The 19,935-nt window shown below is 71.8% G+C and carries 18 protein-coding genes; all 18 read right to left on the reverse strand.

What is annotated here, in order from left to right; genetic code table 11:
- Nucleotides 1-306 precede the first annotated feature (306 nt).
- The 18 genes from dapB to rimP all read right to left on the reverse strand — a co-directional run bounded on the left by dapB (nucleotide 307) and on the right by rimP (nucleotide 19,790).
- Nucleotides 307-1,062 carry a 4-hydroxy-tetrahydrodipicolinate reductase gene (gene dapB / locus Cco03nite_RS21390; protein ID WP_203693931.1) on the reverse strand — a complete coding sequence of 252 codons (756 nt, stop codon included), beginning with the start codon at nucleotides 1,060-1,062 and terminating at the stop codon, nucleotides 307-309.
- A 187-nt stretch (nucleotides 1,063-1,249) separates the two neighbouring features.
- Nucleotides 1,250-2,641: a M16 family metallopeptidase gene (locus tag Cco03nite_RS21395; protein WP_203693932.1), complete on the reverse strand. Its 1,392-nt coding sequence runs from the start codon at nucleotides 2,639-2,641 to the stop codon at nucleotides 1,250-1,252.
- Nucleotides 2,642-2,741: 100 nt separating this feature from the next.
- A complete protein-coding gene (locus Cco03nite_RS21400) occupies nucleotides 2,742-5,063 on the reverse strand; it encodes a polyribonucleotide nucleotidyltransferase (RefSeq protein ID WP_203693933.1) in 2,322 nt (773 codons plus the stop codon).
- 230 nt (nucleotides 5,064-5,293) lie between these two features.
- Nucleotides 5,294-5,563 carry a 30S ribosomal protein S15 gene (rpsO, locus tag Cco03nite_RS21405; protein ID WP_203693934.1) on the reverse strand — a complete coding sequence of 90 codons (270 nt, stop codon included), beginning with the start codon at nucleotides 5,561-5,563 and terminating at the stop codon, nucleotides 5,294-5,296.
- Between the two features lie 240 nt (nucleotides 5,564-5,803).
- A complete protein-coding gene (locus Cco03nite_RS21410; protein WP_203693935.1) occupies nucleotides 5,804-6,739 on the reverse strand; it encodes a bifunctional riboflavin kinase/FAD synthetase in 936 nt (311 codons plus the stop codon).
- Nucleotides 6,739-7,647, reverse strand: a complete 909-nt coding sequence (gene truB, locus Cco03nite_RS21415) for a tRNA pseudouridine(55) synthase TruB (RefSeq protein WP_203693936.1) — start codon at nucleotides 7,645-7,647, stop codon at nucleotides 6,739-6,741. Before truB ends, Cco03nite_RS21410 begins: the two co-directional genes overlap by 1 nt.
- A gap of 110 nt (nucleotides 7,648-7,757) precedes the next feature.
- Entirely contained in the window at nucleotides 7,758-9,104 is a 1,347-nt protein-coding gene (locus Cco03nite_RS21420) for an MATE family efflux transporter (RefSeq protein WP_203693937.1), read from the reverse strand.
- A complete protein-coding gene (locus Cco03nite_RS21425) occupies nucleotides 9,101-9,892 on the reverse strand; it encodes a hypothetical protein (protein ID WP_203693938.1) in 792 nt (263 codons plus the stop codon). The genes Cco03nite_RS21420 and Cco03nite_RS21425 overlap by 4 nt, the downstream gene beginning before the upstream one ends.
- 571 nt (nucleotides 9,893-10,463) lie before the next feature.
- Nucleotides 10,464-10,682: a DUF6186 family protein gene (locus Cco03nite_RS21430; RefSeq protein WP_203693939.1), complete on the reverse strand. Its 219-nt coding sequence runs from the start codon at nucleotides 10,680-10,682 to the stop codon at nucleotides 10,464-10,466.
- Complete coding sequence (locus Cco03nite_RS21435; protein WP_203693940.1) at nucleotides 10,679-11,086, reverse strand: hypothetical protein; 408 nt, start codon at nucleotides 11,084-11,086, stop codon at nucleotides 10,679-10,681. Before Cco03nite_RS21435 ends, Cco03nite_RS21430 begins: the two co-directional genes overlap by 4 nt.
- A 158-nt stretch (nucleotides 11,087-11,244) precedes the next feature.
- Nucleotides 11,245-12,279 carry a DHH family phosphoesterase gene (locus Cco03nite_RS21440; RefSeq protein WP_203693941.1) on the reverse strand — a complete coding sequence of 345 codons (1,035 nt, stop codon included), beginning with the start codon at nucleotides 12,277-12,279 and terminating at the stop codon, nucleotides 11,245-11,247.
- Complete coding sequence (gene rbfA, locus Cco03nite_RS21445; protein ID WP_203693942.1) at nucleotides 12,276-12,764, reverse strand: 30S ribosome-binding factor RbfA; 489 nt, start codon at nucleotides 12,762-12,764, stop codon at nucleotides 12,276-12,278. The genes Cco03nite_RS21440 and rbfA overlap by 4 nt, the downstream gene beginning before the upstream one ends.
- A 213-nt stretch (nucleotides 12,765-12,977) precedes the next feature.
- Complete coding sequence (locus tag Cco03nite_RS21450; RefSeq protein WP_166386900.1) at nucleotides 12,978-13,271, reverse strand: DUF503 domain-containing protein; 294 nt, start codon at nucleotides 13,269-13,271, stop codon at nucleotides 12,978-12,980.
- 21 nt (nucleotides 13,272-13,292) lie between these two features.
- Complete coding sequence (locus tag Cco03nite_RS21455) at nucleotides 13,293-14,309, reverse strand: TRM11 family SAM-dependent methyltransferase (RefSeq protein ID WP_203693943.1); 1,017 nt, start codon at nucleotides 14,307-14,309, stop codon at nucleotides 13,293-13,295.
- Between the two features lie 129 nt (nucleotides 14,310-14,438).
- Nucleotides 14,439-17,525, reverse strand: a complete 3,087-nt coding sequence (infB, locus tag Cco03nite_RS21460) for a translation initiation factor IF-2 (RefSeq protein WP_203693944.1) — start codon at nucleotides 17,523-17,525, stop codon at nucleotides 14,439-14,441.
- Nucleotides 17,526-17,745: 220 nt separating this feature from the next.
- Nucleotides 17,746-18,012, reverse strand: coding sequence for a YlxR family protein (locus tag Cco03nite_RS21465; RefSeq protein WP_203693969.1), 267 nt, complete (start codon nucleotides 18,010-18,012; stop codon nucleotides 17,746-17,748).
- Between the two features lie 69 nt (nucleotides 18,013-18,081).
- The gene (gene nusA, locus Cco03nite_RS21470; protein ID WP_203693945.1) at nucleotides 18,082-19,137 is read right to left on the reverse strand and encodes a transcription termination factor NusA; all 1,056 of its coding nucleotides are present in this window, start codon (nucleotides 19,135-19,137) and stop codon (nucleotides 18,082-18,084) included.
- On the reverse strand, nucleotides 19,134-19,790 hold the full coding sequence (gene rimP / locus Cco03nite_RS21475; RefSeq protein ID WP_203693946.1) for a ribosome maturation factor RimP: 657 nt from the start codon (nucleotides 19,788-19,790) through the stop codon (nucleotides 19,134-19,136). The genes nusA and rimP overlap by 4 nt, the downstream gene beginning before the upstream one ends.
- Nucleotides 19,791-19,935 lie beyond the last annotated feature (145 nt).

Consider the following 19,935-nt stretch of genomic DNA (forward strand, 5'->3'; position numbering starts at 1 on the left):
CACGCCGTACACCCTGCCCCGCGCCGCGCCATCCCGCGCCGTGCCGCGCTCCACTGTTCCGTGCCGCGCCACTCTGAGCCGTGCCGTGCCGCGCCGTTCCGCCCCGCGCCGCACAGCGTTGATCATGAACTTATGGCACGGGTCAGCGGTCTGTCGTGAACACAACTTCATGATCAACTCGGCGCTCACCCCCTCGCGCGAAGATCGCGACGATCTTGCGCGAACTGTTGGGACTTTGCCCGGAAGGGGCGAGTCGTACCCACAGTTCAAGCAAGATCGTCGCGATCTTCGCGGGGGCGGGGTGGGTTAGAGCAGGTGGTTGAGGCCGAGGGTGAGGCCGGGGCGGTTGACGACCTCGCGGATGGCGAGGAGGACGCCGGGCATGAAGGAGACTCGGTCGAAGGAGTCGTGGCGGATCGTGAGGGTCTCGCCGGTGGCGCCGAAGAGGACCTCCTGGTGGGCGACCAGGCCTGCGGCGCGCACGCTGTGGATGCGTACGCCCCCGACCTCGGCCCCACGCGCGCCGGCCATCTCGTCGGTGGTGGCGTCCGGCATCGCGGGTTTGCCGGCCGCCTTGCGGGCCTGCTCGATGAGGCGGGCGGTGTGCAGCGCGGTGCCGCTGGGGGCGTCGACCTTCTTCGGGTGGTGCTGCTCGATGATCTCCACCGAGTCGAAGTGGCGGGCGGCCCGCTCGGCGAACTCCATCATGAGCACGGCGCCGATACCGAAGTTGGGGGCGATCACCACGCCGACCTCGGGCTTCTGGTCGAGCCAGCCCTTGACCTGAGCCAGCCGCTCGTCGGTGAAGCCGCTGGTGCCGACCACCACGTTGATGCCCTGGTCGATGCACCAGTGCAGGTTGTCCATCACCACGTCGGGCGTGGTGAAGTCCACCACGACCTGCGCGCCGGCGTCCGAGGCGTTGAACAGCCAGTCGCCCTGGTCGATCATCGCCACGAGGTCGAGGTCGTCGGCCTTGTCCACGGCCCGGCACACCTCGATGCCCATCCGGCCCCGCGCGCCCAGCACACCGACCCGCAGCAGCTCCACGTCATCAGTCACGCGCCCAACCTAGCGGATCAGACCGCCCAGCCCGCGCCAACCACGCCCTTCTGGGACAGCCCCACCCGGCCCCTCACCGCCGCTTCGATCATGAAGTTGTGCCCACGACACGCCGCCGACCCGTGCCATAAGTTCATGATCAACGCTGCGCTGCGCTGCGCCGCACCGGGCGGGCGGGCGGGCGGGGTCAGAGCTGGAAGGCGGTTTCCTCGAAGGGGCCGACGACCGCGAGGGACATCGGGGTGTTGAGGATCTTGGCGGCAATGTGGTTGACCTCGTCGAGGGTGACGGACTCGATACGGCGGAGGAGCTCGTCGACGGACATGAGGTCGCCGTGCAGGAGTTCGCCCTTGCCGAGGCGGCTCATCCGGGAGCCGGTGTCCTCCAGGCCGAGGACCAGGGAGCCCTTGAGCATGCCCTTGCCGCGGCGCAGTTCCTCGGCGGTGATGCCGTGGGCGGCGGCGTCGGACAGTTCCTGGCGGATCAGGGCGAGGACCTCCTCGGCCTTGGCGGGCGCACAGCCGGCGTACACCGCGAACGTGCCGGTCTCGGCGTACTGCGAGGTGTAGGAGTACACCGAGTACGCCAGGCCGCGCTTCTCGCGGACCTGCTGGAACAGGCGGCTGGACATGCCGCCGCCGAGCACGTTGTTGAGAACCCCGAGCGCGAACCGGCGCTCGTCGTGGCGGTGCAGGGCCGGGCCGCCGAGCACCAGGTGGGCCTGCTCGGTGTCGTCAGGGCGCACCAGGGTGGCCGGGGCGCGGTGCCTGACCCGCGAGTGCGACGAACGGGTCGGCTCGGGCGAGGCGGCCACGGCGTCACCGAGCGGGGTGCCCGCGAACGCCTCGCGGACCTGCTTGACCACGGTGGCGTGGTCGAGGTTGCCCGCGGCCGCGACGACGATCACCGGCGGGGCGTACCGGCGGCGGTAGAAGCTGTTGATCTGCTTGCGGGTCATCGGCGTGATCGTCTCGACGGTGCCCGAGATCAGCCGGCCCAGCGGGTGATCGCCGTACACGACCTCGGCGTGCAGGTCGTGCACCTCGTCGCCGGGCTCGTCGGCATGCATGGCGATCTCCTCTAGGATCACCCCGCGCTCGGTCTCGACGTCGGCCTCGGCCAGCACCGAGTCGGCGACCGCGTCGCACATGACGTCGATGGCCAGCGGCAGGTCCTCGTCGAGGACCCGCGCGTAGTAGCAGGTGTACTCCTTGGCGGTGTACGCGTTGGTCTCGCCGCCGACCGCCTCGATCTGCGCGGAGATGTCCAGCGCGGACCGCTTGCGGGTGCCCTTGAAGAGCAGGTGCTCCAGGAAGTGCGAGGCCCCGCCGAGCTGGAGGGCCTCGTCGCGCGAGCCGACCCCGACCCAGATGCCGAAGGTCACGCTGCGCATGGCGGGCACGGCCTCGGTGAGGATGCGCATGCCGTTGGGCAGGGTGGTACGCCGCACCGTCCCGCCGAGCGGGTCGCTGTCGACGGTCCGGGTCACCGCTCGCGAGCCGCCCGGGCGGCGGGTGGCGGGGGCCGATCCGGTGGGCTGCGGCGTGGGTTCGCCGCCGGTGGTGAAGGCAGAAGACATGGGCGGCACGGTTCCTCAGCGGCGGGGTATACGGGCACAGCCCGCGGGGAAGGTGTCCTTCCCCGCGGGCTGTGTTCTAGCTGTTCTTGCAGGTCACCGACTAGTCGCGGCGCTGGGTGCGCCGGCGCTCGCCGCCCTCGCGGGCCGGGCGGTCGCCGCCCTCGCGGCGCGGGCCGCGGTCGCCGCCCCGGTCGCCGCCGCGCTCGCCGCCCTCACGGGGGGCCTTGTCGCTGACGATCGGGTTGCCGTCGGGGCCGATCTTGTCCAGGTAGACCTTGCCGCGCGCGTCGATGTCGGCGATGACGACCTCGACCTTGTCGCCGACGTTGAGGAAGTCCTCGACGCGGTCGACCCGCTTGCCGTCGCCCACCTTGGAGATGTGCAGCAGGCCGTCGCGGCCGGGCAGCAGCGAGACGAAGGCGCCGAACGCCGCCGTCTTCACCACGGTGCCCAGGAAGCGGTCGCCCACCTTCGGCAGGGTCGGGTTCGCGATGGCGTTGATCCGGTCCACGGCGGCCTGGGCCGACGGGCCGTTGGTCGCGCCGACGTAGATCGTGCCGTCGTCCTCGATGGAGATCTCGGCGCCGGTCTCGTCCTGGATCGCGTTGATGGTCTGGCCCTTGGGCCCGATCACCATGCCGATCTTGTCGACGGGGATCTTGACCGAGGTCACCCGCGGGGCGTACTCGCTCATCTCGCCCGGGGCGGCGATGGCCGCGGCCATCACGCCGAGGATGGTCTGGCGCGCCTCGTGGGCCTGCTGCAGCGCGGCGGCCAGCACGTCCGACGGGATGCCGTCGAGCTTGGTGTCCAGCTGCAGGGCGGTCACGAACTCCGGCGTGCCGGCGACCTTGAAGTCCATGTCGCCGAACGCGTCCTCGGCGCCGAGGATGTCGGTCAGCGTCACGTACTGGGTCTTGCCGTCCACCTCGTCGGAGATGAGGCCCATGGCGATGCCGGCGACCGGGGCCTTCAGCGGCACACCGGCGCTCAGCAGCGACATCGTGGACGCGCAGACCGAGCCCATCGAGGTCGAGCCGTTGGAGCCCAGCGCCTCCGACACCTGCCGGATGGCGTACGGGAACTCCTCGCGCGCCGGCAGCACCGGGATCAGGGCCCGCTCCGCCAGCGCGCCGTGGCCGATCTCGCGGCGCTTCGGCGAGCCGACCCGGCCGGTCTCACCGGTCGAGTACGGCGGGAAGTTGTAGTTGTGCATGTAGCGCTTGGTTTTCGCCGGCGACAGCGTGTCCAGCGCCTGCTCCATGCGCAGCATGTTCAGCGTGGTGACGCCCAGGATCTGGGTCTCGCCCCGCTCGAACAGCGCCGAGCCGTGCACCCGCGGCAGCACCTGCACCTCGGCGGTGAGCTGGCGGATGTCCCGCAGCCCGCGGCCGTCCATGCGGACGCCGTCACGCAGCACGCGGTTGCGCACCTCGGACTTGGTCACCGACCGGAACGCGGCCGAGACCTCCTTCTCGCGCCCCTCGAACTGCGGCGCGACCTGGCCGACAACCTTCTCCTTGACCAGGTCGAGGGCCTCTTCGCGATCGGCCTTGCCGGCGATCTTGAGAGCCTCGGCGATCTCGGAGCCCGCCGCCGCCTTCACGGCCGCGTAGACGTCGTCCTGGTAGTCCAGGAACACCGGGAACTCGGTCACCGGCTTCGCGGCGACCGCGGCCAGCTCGCTCTGCGCGCGGCACAGCTCGCGGATGGCGACCTTGGCGGCCTCCAGGCCACCGGCCACGATCTCCTCGGTCGGCGCCTGCGCGCCGCCCGCGACCAGCTTGACGGTGTTCTCCGTCGCCTCGGCCTCGACCATCATCACGGCGACGTCGCCGTCGTCGAGGGTCCGGCCGGCGACCACCATGTCGAAGGTGGCGCGCTCCAGCTCGGCGTGGGTCGGGAAGGCCACCCACTGGCCGTCGATGTGCGCCACGCGGGTGGCGCCGATCGGGCCGCTGAACGGCAGGCCGGACAGCTTGGTGGACATGCTGGCCGCGTTGATCGCGACCACGTCGTACGGGTGCTCCGGGTCGAGCGAGAGCACCGTCTCGACGACCTGGACCTCGTTGCGCAGGCCCTTGACGAACGACGGGCGCAGCGGCCGGTCGATCAGGCGGCAGGTGAGGATGGCGTCCTCGCTGGGACGGCCCTCGCGGCGGAAGAACGAGCCGGGAATGCGGCCCGCGGCGTACATCCGCTCCTCGACGTCCACCGTCAGCGGGAAGAAGTCGAAGCTGTCGCGGGGCTGCTTGCTCGCGGTGGTCGCGGAGAGGACCACGGTGTCGCCCAGCTGGGCGATGACGGAGCCGGCGGCCTGTCGGGCCAGCCGTCCGGTGGAGAAAGTGACCTCACGGGTGCCGAACGACCCGTTGTCGATCACTGCTTTGCTGGTCTGTTCGCCGAGGTTGTGCTCGGTCATGAAGCTGTGTGCTCCTTCTGTCGCGGCACGTGCCGCCCGTTGCCGGTAGGACAGTCGGTCTTCGATCGAAGCGCCCGGAGCTCGCTCCGGACACCACTACCGAGGACCGACCCGAACCGGCCGGCCTGGGTGTGTTGCTTGCGCCAGGCCCGGTGTTCCTCCCGACGGCGGGTCCGTGCCAGGTGTATTCAAACGTCGGGGGAGCGACTGGCGCCGCTCCCCCGTCAGAACTATCGGCGCAGGCCGAGGCGCTCGATGAGCGCACGGTAGCGGGCGATGTCCGACTTCTGCAGGTAGGCCAGCAGCCGCTTGCGGCGGCCGACCAGCAGCAGCAGACCACGACGGCTGTGGTGGTCGTGCTTGTGCTGCTTGAGGTGCTCCGTAAGATCCTGGATCCGCTTGGTGAGGACCGCCACCTGGACCTCCGGCGAACCGGTGTCGCCTTCGACGGTGGCGTAGTCCGCCATGATCTGGGTCTTGACTTCAGCGTCGAGCGCCATGGTCTCCCTAACTGTGGGTTCTGTGCCACCCGATATCCCGCGGCGTCGTGCAGGCATACCGGGCCGACACCGGTGACCCGGTGTCCCCTCCAGGCTACCAGTCGGTGAGATACCACCCCGCCGGGATACGCAAACTACGCGTTCCCCGCGCCGCGTCGCACCAGTTCAAGATCAGTTTCTCCGGTCATGATCCGCCCTCCGATCACCGATCATGACCGAAGACGACGATCTCCGTCGGCCCTACGGCACGGGCACTCCCAGCACCGCCCGGGTGCGGGCCACGTCGTCCTCGATGGCCTCGACCAGGGCGGCGACGCCGTCGAACTTCAGCGTCGGGCGCAGGTGGCTGACGAAGTCGAGGGCGAGGCGCTCGCCGTAGAGGTCGCCGGCGAAGTCGAGCACGTACGCCTCGACGCGGCGGTCCTGCCCCGCGAACGTGGGGTTCGTCCCGATCGACACCGCGGCGGGCAGGCGCTCGTTGCCGCGCACCAGCCAGGCCGCGTACACGCCGTCGGCGGGCACCGCGGCGTACTTGGCGACCATCAGGTTGGCGGTCGGGAAGCCGATCTCCCGGCCGCGCTGGTCGCCGCGGACCACGACGCCCTCCAGCCGGTGCGGGCGGCCCAGCACCGCCGCGGCGGCCTCCACGTCACCGGCGTCCACGCAGGCCCGCACGTACGTCGAGGAGTAGACCGTGCCGTCGGCGGTGACCAGCGGGGCCGACTCGACCGCGAAGCCGAACGTGCGGCCCAGCTTGGCCAGCAGCTCCACGTCCCCGGCCGCCTTGTGCCCGAACCGGAAGTTCTCCCCCACCACGACCAGCGCCGCGTGCAGGTGCTCGACCAGCACGTCGTGCACGAACCGGTCCGCGTCGAGCTTCGAGAAGTCGAGCGTGAACGGCTGCACGCAGAGCACGTCGACGCCCAGGCCGGCCAGCAGCTCGGCCTTGCGCTGCGGGGAGGTCAGCATCGCCGGGTGCGAGCCGGGCCGGACCACCTCGGACGGGTGCGGGTCGAAGGTCAGCACCACGGCGGGCAGGCCCATCTCCCGGGCCCGTTTCACGGCGTGGCCGATGGTCTGCTGGTGTCCCGTGTGCACACCGTCGAAGACGCCGATGGTGACGACCGCGCGGCCCCAGCCACCCGGCGCCGCGTCGTACCCCCGCCAACGCTGCATCACTGCTCGCCTCCCACCAGCACGATCTCCGCCTTGGCCCGGCCGCCGCGCTCGGACATGACGGCCAGCGCGGCCCCGTCCGGGCCCACCACACCGTACGGCCCGGCCTGGCCGACCGCGGGCAGCGGCCCGCCGTGCGACACGATCTTCGCGGCGTCCGCGTCGACGGTGCGCACCGGCATGGCGCGGCCCAGGGCCTGCGCCAGCGGCAGCGCCACCGGGTCGGCGAGCTCCGCGAGCTGTTCCAGGGTGTACGCCTCGGCGAGGGTGAACCCGCCCACGGCCGTACGCCGTAGCGCGGTCAGGTGACCACCGACACCCAGCACGGCGCCCAGGTCACGGGCGATCGCCCGGATGTAGGTGCCCGACGAGCAGGCCACCTCGACGGCGACGTCCACCACGTCCTCGGTCCGGGTGATCTCGGACACGTCGATCCGGGAGATGGTCACCCGGCGCGCGGGCAGCTCGACCTGCTCGCCCTGGCGCACCCGGTGGTACGAGCGCACCCCGTTCACCTTGATCGCGCTGACCGCGGACGGCACCTGGTCGACCTCGCCGGTCAGCGCGGCCAGCCCGGCCCGGATCTGCTCGTCGGTGACGTGCCCCGCGGGCGTGGTGGCGGTGACGTCACCCTCGGCGTCGTCGGTGACCGTGTCCTGCCCCAGCCGGATCACGCCCCGGTAGACCTTGGCCGTGCCCACCACGTACGTGAGCAGCCGGGTGGCCTTGCCGACGCCGAGCACGAGCACCCCGGTCGCCATCGGGTCGAGCGTGCCGCCGTGGCCGACCTTGCGGGTGCCCGCGATCCGCCGCACCCGGGCCACCACGTCGTGCGACGTCATGCCGCCGGCCTTGTCGACCACGATCAGCCCGTCGGTCACCGGGCGCTCGTTCTTCCTGCTGCTCACGCTTCTCCTCGCTGCGCTCACCGTCGCGAGCCCGACCGCGCCGCGACCGGAGCCGGTCCGGCTGCGGCCGCGACGCGGCACGTCGCGCGCATGCTCGGGCCCCGTCCAGCCTAGGGTGCGGCGGGGACCGGTCCCGGGCTGGGCACGGCCCAGCCGCCGGTGCGCATCCGCAGCAGCAGCGCGACGAAACGCACCACCATGAACATCGTCAAACCGGCCCACACCCCGCTCAACCCGAGCTGGAGGTAGTAGGCGAGCCAGGTCAGCGGCAGGAAGCCGGCCACCGCGGCGACGATGGTGAGGTTGCGCAGGTACGCGACGTCGCCCGCGCCGATCAGGACCCCGTCGAGGGCGAACACGATCCCGCCCAGTGGCAGCAGCACGAGGAACCACGGCCAGATCAGCGCGGTCTGTTCCCATACCGCGGGATCATCGACGAACAGCGCGGGCAGCACGGCCACGCCGGCGCCGAGCACGACGGCGAACGCGACCCCGCACCAGCCGCTGAGCCAGGCGATGCGGCGCGCGGTGTGCTTGGCCGCGGGCGCGTCCCCGGCCCCCAGCTCCGCGCCGACCAGCGACTGCGCGGCGATCGCCACCGAGTCCAGCACCAGCGCGCTGAAGAACCACAGCTGCAGGGCGATCTGGTGGGCGGCCAGCGCGGCCGCGCCGAACCGGGCCGCCACCGCCGCCGCGGACAGGAAGCAGGCCTGGAACGCCGCGCCCCGCACGATCAGGTTGCCGTTGACCGACAGCTGGCGGCGCAGCACGTCCCAGTGCGGCGCGAGCGGCACCCGCTCCACGATCAGCGCCCGCAGGAACAGCGCGCCCGAGGCGGCCTGCGCGACCACGTTCGCCCAGGCCGAGCCGACCATGCCCCAGCCCAGCCCGTACACCAGCAGCGGGCACAGCACGGCCGAGGCCAGGTTCGCGCCGAGCACGTACCGCAGCGGGCGGCGGGTGTCCTGCACCCCGCGCATCCAGCCGTTGCCGGCCATCGCCAGCAGGATGAACGGCGCGCCCAGGCAGGCGACCCGCAGCCACAACTCGGCCTGCGCGGCGACCTCGGCAGACTCGGGGCCGTTGCCGGACAGCGCCCGGGTCAGCGGCCCGGCGAACACCTGCGCCGCGACGACCAGCGCCAGCCCGGCGAGCACGGCCAGCCAGGTGGCCTGCACGCCCTCCTGCACGGCCCCGGCCCGGTCGCCCGCCCCGAAGCGGCGCGCGGCCCGGCCCGTGGTCCCGTACGCCAGCACGTTGCCGAGCCAGACGGCCAGCCCGAGCACGGTGCCGGCCATGCCGAGCGCGGCCAGCGGCACCCGGCCCAGGTGTCCCACCACGGCGGTGTCGACGAGCACGTACAGCGGCTCGGCGGCCAGCACCACCAGCGCGGGCAGTGCGAGCGCCGCGATCCGGCGGTATCCGGTGACGGCCGGAGTCCGTGCCGTCGCGGTCACGGCAGCACCACAGCGGGTTCCGCACCGGGATCGGCCGCGGCCGCGCCGACGGTCTCGACTGCGCTCCGACCCGCGTCGGCGAGGTAGGCCGCACGGCGGCGGGCGAGTTCGGCGGGCGCGCCGATGGCGGTGCGGTCCTCGGGCACGGCGGCATAGTGGCGCAGCGTGTGCACCAGGAACTCCTGGTCGACGTCGAACCGGTCGAGCCGGGCCCGAACGGTCCCCAGCCCTCGGCCGGGCACGTCGACGGTGAGCGACAGCTCGTCGGCCAGCCCTGAACTCGTCACCCGCACCACGGTGAGCTGGGCCCACGGCACGCGCCGGGTGCGCAGGCGGCGCACGAGCACGGCGCCGGGGGTGAGCACGATCCGCGCCGGGCGCAGTCCCACCAGCGCGGCGAGGAGCAGGACGAGGGGCACCGCGACGTACGGGTCCACGCCCCAGGCGAAACCGGCGACCGCCAGCAGGTAGGCCACGTTCGCGTGATGGCGCGGCGAGGCGGCCGTCGTGAAGCCCGACGGGGCCAGCGGCGTCAGCACCGGTGCGCGGCGCAGCCGCCACAGCGGCCGGACGGCGAGCAGGTAGCCGAGGCAGGTGGCGACGACCGTCGCGCCGGACGCCAGCCGCCCGATCCAGAGGTCGCCCGGCAGTTCCGCGACCACGGCGGCGGCCAGCAGGCCGGCACCGCCGACGGCCCAGGCCGCGACACGCAGCCGGCGGGTCTGCAGGGCCAGGTCCGCGAGGAGGTCGTCGATGGCGGGGGCCGCCGGCACGGCTGTCGAGGACATCACGACAGCGTAGACGCAGCGATCACCCCGCCGGGTCCCCGTTTTCCGCGGGGTGGACTACTGCCGGGTGTCCATGGAGGTCTGCAGGGCGCGACGGGCCTGCTCGCGCTCCGCCTCGGTGGGCTGCGGCTGGGGCTTCTTCGACGTAGGCATGGGACATTCCTTCCAAGAACAACAACGGGTCAACTTCGTCGCACGGTCGCGTCAGGGACGCGCCGTGCTCGTCTAGTCCGCCGCCGCTCTCGGGATCGCCGAGGTGTATCGCCGGTGTGACTGCCACGGGGCCGCAGGTCGTTGTGGACCACAGGCGGTGCCGCTAGAGGCAAAACTATCGTTCAGGTCCACATCCTGCACAGCTGTTCCCACATCACGGAACACCCAACCACCCGACCCCCTGCTGAACGTCACCTGAACGCACGACCAGTCGGATATGTCCGATTGCTGATCCGTCACACCACCGCGTGCCACACTCTCGTGCCGCAACTCTTAAAAAGTCGCGGCGTCGAAGGCACCGCAAGCGCGCGACTCTTTAAGAGTTGTGCGCGAAGGGGCCGGGCGAGCAGAAGCGGGGTCAGCGGGCGAGGAAGTGCCAGCCGAGCCAGAACCAGAAGCTGAGGATGGCGAGGCGGCCGACCGGGATGCCGCCTACGTCGTAGCGCATGACCAGGGCGGATACGTCGCCGACGGTCGGGATGCGGGAGCCGGGACGGCGGGCGGCCCACTCGACGGCGAGCACCGCGAGCCCGGCGAGCACGAAGCCGGCGATAGCGAGGAAGCGGGTCAGGCTCATCGGCGCACCAGCCCCCAGAAGCCGGCCAGCCAGGCGAAGTACGCCATGGACCGCAGCAGGTAGCCGTCGAGCAGCGGGTCGGCCAGCAGGGACAGCGTGGGGTAGTCGTGCGTGGAGCCCATGGCGAACGTGACGACCTCGACGATCGCGAACACGCCGATCGGCACGAGCCACCACGCCACCCCGGGCAGCAGCGTCACCGGCGCGGCCCGGCGCGGCAGGCGCGAGGACATGCCCGCCAGCATCAGACCGCCGCCCAGCGCCAGCACGTACAGGTTCGCGGCCAGCGAGAACGACGGAAGCAGTCCGCCGATCAGCGCGAACGGGACGAACACCGGCAGCATGACCTGTGCCCGCGCCCAGGGCGACACCGGCTCGACGGTGAGCTCAGGACGCTGTTCCATGACCTGATTGTGCTCCGTTGACCGGTCTTCCGGGAGATCTTTGCGCCGGGAGAGCGGGGTGGCGAGCAAGATCGCCGGTTCAGGTCGGTTTCTGCGGCTCAACCGCAGATCACGAACCCGAACAGCGATCTTGCCGACGCGTGACGCCGACGGGCGGGTCAGCCCTGCGCCGCCAGGCGCTCGCGTACCGCGTCGATGATCTCTTCGGCGGTGCCGTGGCCGGTGAAGCCGGCCGCCAGCCGGTGCCCGCCGCCGCCCATGGCGACCGCGATACGGCTCACGTCCGCGCCGCCCTTGCTCCGCATGGACACCGCCCACTCGGTGGGCGCGACCTGCTTGAGCAGCAGCGCGACGTCGGCCTCGGCGACGCAGCGCACCGAGTCGATGAGCGCCTCCAGCACGTACGGCGGCTGGTCGTGCTTGCGCAGGTCGTCGAGCGTGGCCACGGCGTACACCAGCCCGCGCCCGCCCGCCGACGCCGGCTCCAGCTGCGCGCGGCCCATCACCTCGCCGAACAGGCGCACCGCACCGAACGGGCGGCTGTCGAAGATCCGGCGCGAGATCGCCCCGACGTCGATGCCGGTGGCCACCAACCGTGCCGCGAGCTCGTGCACCTCGGGCGTGGTCAGGTCGAATTTGAACGAGCCGGTGTCGGTGACCAGGGCGATGTACAGGCACTCGGCCATGTCCCGGTCCAGCGGCACGTCCAGGCGGCGCAGCAGCTCCGCGGCGACCACCGAGGTCGCGGCGGCGCACGGGTCGACCAGCGACACCTTGCCGAAGCCGGTGTTGGAGGCGTGGTGGTCCAGCACCAGGCTGACCGTCGCGGTCTCCAGCCGGTCCACCAGCGCGCCCAGCCGCGACTCGCTGGCCGCGTCGAAGGTCACCAGCAGGTCCGGGGCCGGGTCGGCCTCGGCCTCGGGGATCAGCAGGTCCATCGCCGGCATGTGCAGCGGCTCCGGCACCGTCAGCGGGCCGGGGAAGGTGCACTGCAGCGAGGTCACGCCGAGCCGGCGCAGCCCCTGGGCGAAACCCAGCATGCTGCCCAGCGCGTCACCGTCGGGGTTGACGTGGCACACCAGCAGGACCCGGGCCCCCGGCCGCAGGCCGGTGCGCACCGCGTCGACCGCGGCGGCCCAGTCCTGCTCGGTCGGGCGGCCCGTGGTCCCGGCGGCCGGCGTGGTCGCCTTCACCGCTGAGCTGCCGCGCGCAGCGCCGGCTCGTCCTCGTCATCGTCGTCCGACGAGCCCTCGTCGTCGTCTTCCTCGACCTTGTACGGCTGCGCCTCACCGGCGTACGCCGCGCCCGCGGCCAGCTGCTGCACCTGCTCGTCGCGCTGCTTCGCCTCGGCGAGCAGGTCGTCGATGTGCTTCACGTGCTCCTGCACGTCGTCGGAGACGAACGCCAGCGACGGCGAGTGGCGCAGGCCCAGCGCCCGGCCGACCACGCCGCGCAGCATGCCCTTCGCGCTCTCCAGCGCGGCGGCCGTGCCCGCCTGCTCCTCGGCGTCGCCGAGCACGGTGTAGAAGACGGTCGCCTCGCGCAGGTCGGCGGTGATCCGCGCGTCGGTGATCGTGATCATCCCCAGCCTGGGGTCCTTGATCTGGGTACGAACCGCCGATGCGACGAGCTCTCGCACTCGCTCCGCATGCTTGCGAACCTTGGCCGGATCAGCCATCACGTCACCTCCGCGACCGACGACCACGGCGCGCCCGCGCCGACTCACGCCGGCCGCGGTGACGAGCCAGGGTCGAAACCAACACCATGACACTACCCGCCGGGCCCGACCCTCATTCGCGGGAGCGGAGCCCGTGCGCCTACCCAGCCCAGGGGCTGTGATCACGAATACACCGGCTCCTCGCCGCGCGCACCGGCCGCCCCGCGGCTCGACTCAGTCGTCGTCGCCGTACCAGCGGCGTTTGACCGACAGCACCTCGACCTCGGGGCGGCCCACGACCAGGCGCTCGCAGTGGTCGAGCACCTCGTTGACGTGGGCCGGGTCGGCGGCGACCACGGCCACCCCGATCTCGGCGCGCCCGTGCAGGTCCATGGCCCCCACCTCGGCGACGGCCACCTCGTACTTCTTCAGCGCCGCGATGATCGGACGGATGTACGACCGCTTCTCCTTCAGCGAACGGGAGTCACCCGGCAGGAGCAGGTCGAAAACGGATGTTCCGGTATGCACGAGCGATGACAGTACGCCAGATCACACCTTGCGGGCCACCAGAATGTCCCGGGTGATGGCCTGGTCGACGCGGTGCTCGAAGCCCTCGTAGTCGACCGCCTCCAGCCCGTGCTCCTCCAGCAGGTCCAGCGCGTCCTCGCGCGGGGCCACGTGGGTGTTCCAGGAGATGCCCAGCGCGCCGCCGGGGCGCAGCAGGGACGACCAGCCCGGCAGTGCCTCCTCCAGCAGCTCCTGCGGGCCCCGGGCCAGGCCCTTGGCGCTGCGGCTGCCGTGGACCACGCCGTACGGCAGGTCGGCGGCGATCACGTCGACCGAGTTGCCCTTCAGCAGGGCCCGGGACTGGATCGTGTCCGCCTCGAACAATGACAGGTGCTGCGGGTTGTCGCGCGCGTCGCCGATCCGGGCGTCGAAGCGGCGGCCGAGCCGCTTGCCCTCGCGCCGCAGCGGCGTCATGTCCGTCGTGTGCTTGATCCGCTTGTTCTTGAGCCAGGTCTTGAGGAACGCGCTGTACGCCTCGACGTCCTTGCCGTCGAGCTCGATGCCGATCGCGTCCCAGCCGTACATCAGCGCCTGGTTGAGCGTGGTGCCCCGGCCCGCGACCGGGTCGAGCACCGTGAACCGCTTGGTGAGCAGCTGCTCGGCCCACGACGTGGCCAGCACGGTGACGTTGAGCAGCAGCTTGGTGAAGTGCTCGTTGGTCTTGCCGGCGTACTTCTGGATGGTGATCAGGTCGTCGTCGTACCGGTCCAGCGACGGCTCGCCCAGCGGCCGCAGCAGGCCGCCCTCGACCATCTCGAACAGGGCGTACGCCGACGACAGGTTCGCCAGCACCCGCAGCTCGTCGACCGTGAGGGCGCCGTCCTCGACCTCGAACGTCAGGTAGGGCCGCCCGGCGAACTCCACGACCTCGGCCGGCTCGATCCGCCCGCCCAGCGCCCGCTCCGAGAACACCGCCAGCTCGGCCGCCATCAAGTCGGGCGCCGACTGCGTGTAGACCCGGTTCGCCGACGGCGCCACCAGAAGCCCGTACCTAGCCACCTGTGCCACTCCCTCCGCCGCCTTCTCAACGACGATCAAGCCTGAACTGTTGTCCGTTCACCGCCGGACACGGAGCGGGGCGGGACTCCGGTGCCGAACAGCACCGGGGCCCCGCCCCGCGTCACGGGATCACACCCGCGGCTTCTCGCGCATCTCGTAGGTCTCGATGACGTCGCCCACCTGCAGGTTGTTGTAGCCGCCCAGGGTCAGACCACACTCGAAGCCCTCGCGGACCTCGGTCGCGTCGTCCTTGAACCGCTTGAGCGAGCTGATCGAGGCGGTCTCCGCCACGACCGCGCCGTCGCGGACGACCCGCGCCTTGGCGTTGCGGCGGATGAGACCCGACCGGACGATGCAACCGGCGATGAGACCCACCTTGGACGAACGGAAGACCTCGCGGACCTCCGCCGAACCCAGCGCGTGCTCCTCGTACTCCGGCTTGAGCATGCCCTTGAGGGCCGCCTCGATCTCCTCGATGGCCTGGTAGATGACCGTGTAGTAACGGATCTCCACGCCGTTGCGCTCGGCCAGGTCGCGTGCCTGGTCCATCGGCCGCACGTTGAAGCCGATGATGATCGCGGTCGAGTTCGACGAGGCCGACGCCAGGTTGACGTCGTTCTCCGTGATCGCGCCGACGCCGCGGTGGATGATCCGAAGCTGGATCTCCTCCGGGATCGGCAGCGCGACCAGCGCGTCCTCCAGTGCCTCCACGGAACCGGACACGTCGCCCTTGATGATGAGGTCGAGCGAGGTGCGCTCGCCTTCCTTGATCTTCTCGAGCAGGTTCTCCAGCGACACCCGGCCACGCAGGCTCGCCTGCTCGGCCGCCCGCTTGCGGGCCTGCCGCTGCTCGGCGATCTGGCGAACGGTGCGGTCGTCGTCGGCGGCCAGGAAGGTGTCACCCGCACCCGGCACCGCGGTCAGACCGAGCACCATGACCGGACGGGCGGGGCCCGCCTCGGCCAGCGGGTGGCCGTTCTCGTCGAGCATCGCCCGGACGCGACCGTAGGCGTTGCCCGCCACGATCGAGTCACCGACGTTCAGGGTGCCCTTCTGCACCAGGACCGTCGCCACCGGGCCGCGGCCCTTGTCGAGCCGGGCCTCGATGGCCAGACCCTGGGCGTGCCCGTCGATCGGAGCCAGCAGCTCCAGCGACGCGTCCGCGGTCAGCAGCACCGCCTCCAGGAGGCCGTCGATGTTGAGACGGCTCTTGGCGGAGATGTCGACGAACATGGTCTCGCCGCCGTACTCCTCGGCGACCAGGCCGTACTCGGTCAGCTGCTGACGCACCTTGCCCGGGTTGGCCTCCGGCTTGTCGACCTTGTTCACCGCGACCACGATCGGCACGTCGGCCGCCTTGGCGTGGTTGAGCGCCTCGATCGTCTGCGGCATGACGCCGTCGTCGGCCGCCACGACCAGCACGACGATGTCGGTGGCCTGGGCGCCACGGGCACGCATGGCGGTGAACGCCTCGTGACCCGGGGTGTCGATGAACGTGATCGCCCGGTCTTCACCCTCGTGCTGCACGTGCACCTGGTACGCGCCGATGTGCTGGGTGATGCCGCCGGCCTCGCCCTCGACCACGTTCGCCGACCGGATCGCGTCCAGCAGCTTGGTCTTACCGTGGTCGACGTGACCCATGACGGTCACCACCGGCGGCCGGCTGACCAGCCGCTCCTCGTCGACGTCGGCGTCGAGGTCGATGTTGAAGCGCGCGAGCAGCTCGCGGTCCTCGTCCTCGGGGCTGACGATCTGCACCTCGAAGCCGAGGTGCTCGCCGAGCAGCATCAGCGTCTCGTCCGTGCACGACTGCGTCGCCGTGACCATCTCACCCAGGTTGAACATCTCCTGGACGAGCGAGCCCGGGTTGGCGTTGATGCGCTCGGCGAAGTCCGACAGCGACGCACCGCGCGGAAGCCGGAGCTGCTGCCCCTGGCCCCGCGGCGCGCCCGAGCTCATCGTGGGCGCGGACAGGTTGTCGAACTCTTGACGCCGCTGCTTCTTGGACTTGCGGCCGCGCGACTTGCCGCCGCCACGACCGAACGCACCGGCAGCGCCGCCACCACGGCCACGACCACCGGCACCGCCGCCACCCGGACGGCCTGCGCCACCCGCCGGCGGGCCACCGGTGCCGCCACCGGGACCGCCGCGGTAACCGCCGCCGCCACCGGGAGCGCCGCCACCGGGACGGAAGCCCGTGCCGGCGCCACCGCCGCCACCGGGGCCGCCACGGAAGCCGCCACCGCCGCCGCCACCGGGGCCGCCGCGGAAGCCGCCGCCACCGGGACCGCCGGGACGGCCTGCGCCGCCACCGGGACCGCCGGGACGACCCGCGCCGCCGCCCGGACGGGCCGGACGCTGGCTGGGCATCGACGCCGGGTTCGGCCGCGGCGGCATGGAAGCCGGGCTGGGCCGAGGCGGCATGGAGGCCGGGTTGGGACGCGGCATGCCCGCCGGGGACGGACGCGACGGAGCGCCGCCGCCCTGCGAGATGCCGAACGGGTTGTTGCCACCGCTGCGCGGCGGGCGACCGGCGCCGGGAGCGGCCGGACGGCCCTCACGGCTGCCGCCGTCGGGGCGCGGGCCACTCGGACGGCCGTCGCGGCCGCCCTCGGGACGCGGTCCACCGGGACGCCCGTCGCGGCGCTCGCCACCGGGCACGCCGGGACGGCCGGTCGGGGCCGCCGGACGGCCTGCGCCGGCCGCGGTGGAGCCGGGACGGGGCGGCATGAAGCTGGGCTTCGGGCCGTCTCCGCGAGGCTGGTCCTCACGCTGCTTGGCGGCCTGCTGGGCCGCCCGGACGGAGGCCTCCTGCTCGGCCTTGAGCGCCGAGGCACGGGCCTCGGCCGCAGCGACCTCGATGTCATGGGCGCTGGCCGGCTTCGTCACCGGGGTCGGCGGAACCATGGAGGTCGGTGCCTTCGGCTTCATGGGCGCCGAGGGCTTCTTGGGGGGTGCCGGCCGCGCCGTCACCCGTGGTTCGTTCGCGGTCGCCGCCGTGGTCGCCGCTGCCGGGGGCGCCGACGGCGCACTCGGGGCGCTGGGCGCTCCCGAGCCGGCCGCGAAGGCGTCCTTCAGCCGACGGGCGACGGGAGCCTCTACGGTGCTCGACGCGGACTTGACGAACTCGCCCATCTCCTTGAGTTTGGCGAGAACGTTCTTGCTCTCGACGCCGAGCTCCTTAGCAAGCTCGTGTACGCGGGCCTTGCCTGCCACTGCACTCCTCACTCCGAGGTCGCACGGGCAGTGACCCGCTACGACCTCACTTGTGCACTTGAAGCCTGATCATTTTTGCGACTTCATCGTGTGCCCATGCCGGTAGTCCTACCTTGCTTGATCCTCAGACGGGGCTGATGAGGCCGCCGCCTACGGTGGTCCGCCACCCCGTGATGGTCTGGCGGTGATCCTTCGGATCGGTTCGTGATCCCTGGACCGGTCACGGTCCGTGGATCGCCTCGGCCAGCTCCCCGGTGTCGATGACCCCGGTTATCCGCAGCGCGCGCCCGAAGGCACGACGTCGCAGCGCCAGCTCGAGACAGGCCGCTGTCGGGTGCACATGGGCACCACGGCCGGTCGATCTGCGTCGCGGGTCGGGTCGGAGACTGAACTGGTCAGCTCCCGACGCCACCGCCACGACGCGGAGTAGTTCGGTAGCGGACGCCCGCTGCCTGCATCCGACGCACGTGCGCACCGGAGGCGGCACAGGCGTGACTGATGAGGCCGCCACAAGCGGTGCGGGCCGCGAGCGTCGTACCACCTGATGAGTCTACCCCTACGCGGAGACGGGAGTGCCGCCCGGCTCCGTCTCGTGATCGGCCGCGGAACGCGGCCCGCGCGGCTGCGCGGCCCCCGAGTCGGCCGCGTCGGAGCGGATGTCGATGCGCCAACCGGTCAGACGGGCAGCCAACCTGGCATTCTGCCCTTCCCGGCCGATCGCCAGCGAGAGCTGGTAGTCCGGCACCGTGACGCGCGCCGCACGCGTTGCGAGATCCACCACTTCGACCTTCAGCGCCTTGGCCGGGGAGAGCGCGTTGCCCACGAACTCCGCCGGGTCGTCCGACCAGTCGATGATGTCGATCTTTTCGCCGTGCAGTTCACTCATGACCGCGCGCACGCGCTGGCCCATCGGGCCGATGCAGGCGCCCTTCGGGTTGACCCCGGGCACCGTCGACCGAACCGCGATCTTGGTGCGGTGGCCGGCCTCGCGGGCGATCGCGGCGATCTCGACGGTGCCGTCGGCGATCTCCGGGACCTCCAGCGCGAACAGCTTCTTCACCAGCGCCGGGTGCGAGCGCGACAGCGTCACCTGCGGGCCGCGGAAGCTCTTGGCCACGTGCACCACCACGCAGCGGATGCGCTGGCCGTGCGGGTACGTCTCGCCGGGCACCTGCTCCGACTGCGGCAGCACGGCCTCGACCTTGCCCAGGTCGACCGAGACGATGCCCTTCTCGGTACGGGTCTCGTGCGCCTGGATCACGCCGGTGACCAGGTCGCCGTCGCGGTTGACGTACTCGCCGAAGTGCACCTCGTCGGTGGCCTCGCGCAGGCGCTGCAGGATGACCTGCTTGGCCGTCATCGCCGCGATCCGGCCGAAGTCGTGCGGGGTGTCGTCCCACTCCCGCAGCAGCTCGCCCTCGCCGCCGTACTCCTGCGCGTACACCACGGCCGCGCCGGACTGGCGGTTGATCTCCACCCGCGCGTGCGACTGCGCGCCCTCGGTGTGCCGGTACGCGGTGAGCAGCGCAGACTCGATGGCCTGCAGGATGGTCTCCTCGGAGATCTCCTTGTCGCGTGCCAGCGCCCGGAGCGCCGCAAGATCGATGTTCACCGCTCTTCCCCTTCGTCGTCCCGCTCGTCGTCGTCGAGCTCCTCGTCGTCGGACGAGTCGTCGTCGAACTCCGCGAGCTCCTCATCGGAGATCTCGTTCATGCGCTTGAACTCGACCTGGACACGCCCCGGGCCCAGCGCGTCGAAGCTCAACGCGTGCTCCTTGCCGTCCACGTCGAGGGTGATCCCGTCGGCGTCGGCGTCGACGACCCGGCCGGTCAGCGACTTCTCCCCCGCCTTCACCTTCACCAGGCGGCCCACGTTGCGGGCCCAGTGCCGCGGCAGGGTCAGCGGCCGGTCGACTCCGGGCGAGGAGACCTCCAACTGGTACTCGCCCATGATCAGATCTGTGCCGGACTCCTCGGCCTCGTCCAGCGCCCGCGACACCGCGCGGGACACGTCGGCGATGGCGTCCAGCCCCACTCCGCCGTCGCCGTCGATGACCACCTGGACCAGGTGCCGCCGCCCGACCTGCTTGACCGACAGCTCCTCCAGGTCGTAGCCGGTGCCGGCCACCACGGGGTCGATCACGGCCTGCAACCGGGCGCGGCGCGCCGCCAGCTCGGCCGGAGAGGTCCTGGCAGGAGCCGGTGCCGCCGTCCGGGCAGGCGCCTTGCCCGCCGGTCGGCCTGAGGCACGGCCACGCTGAGCCATCTGGGGCACCCCTCTCGGTGATTCATCGACTGCGCAGAGCGTAACCCGCGAGCACGCGGCAACGACCAGCGGCGCGCTGCGGTCGCGGCGCGCGGCGTCCGACACGTGATCACGGAGTGGCAGCAGCGGCTGGCTTAAGGAAGAC

This window comes from Catellatospora coxensis, from assembly GCF_016862635.1.
GTDB classification, from domain to species: domain Bacteria; phylum Actinomycetota; class Actinomycetes; order Mycobacteriales; family Micromonosporaceae; genus Catellatospora; species Catellatospora coxensis.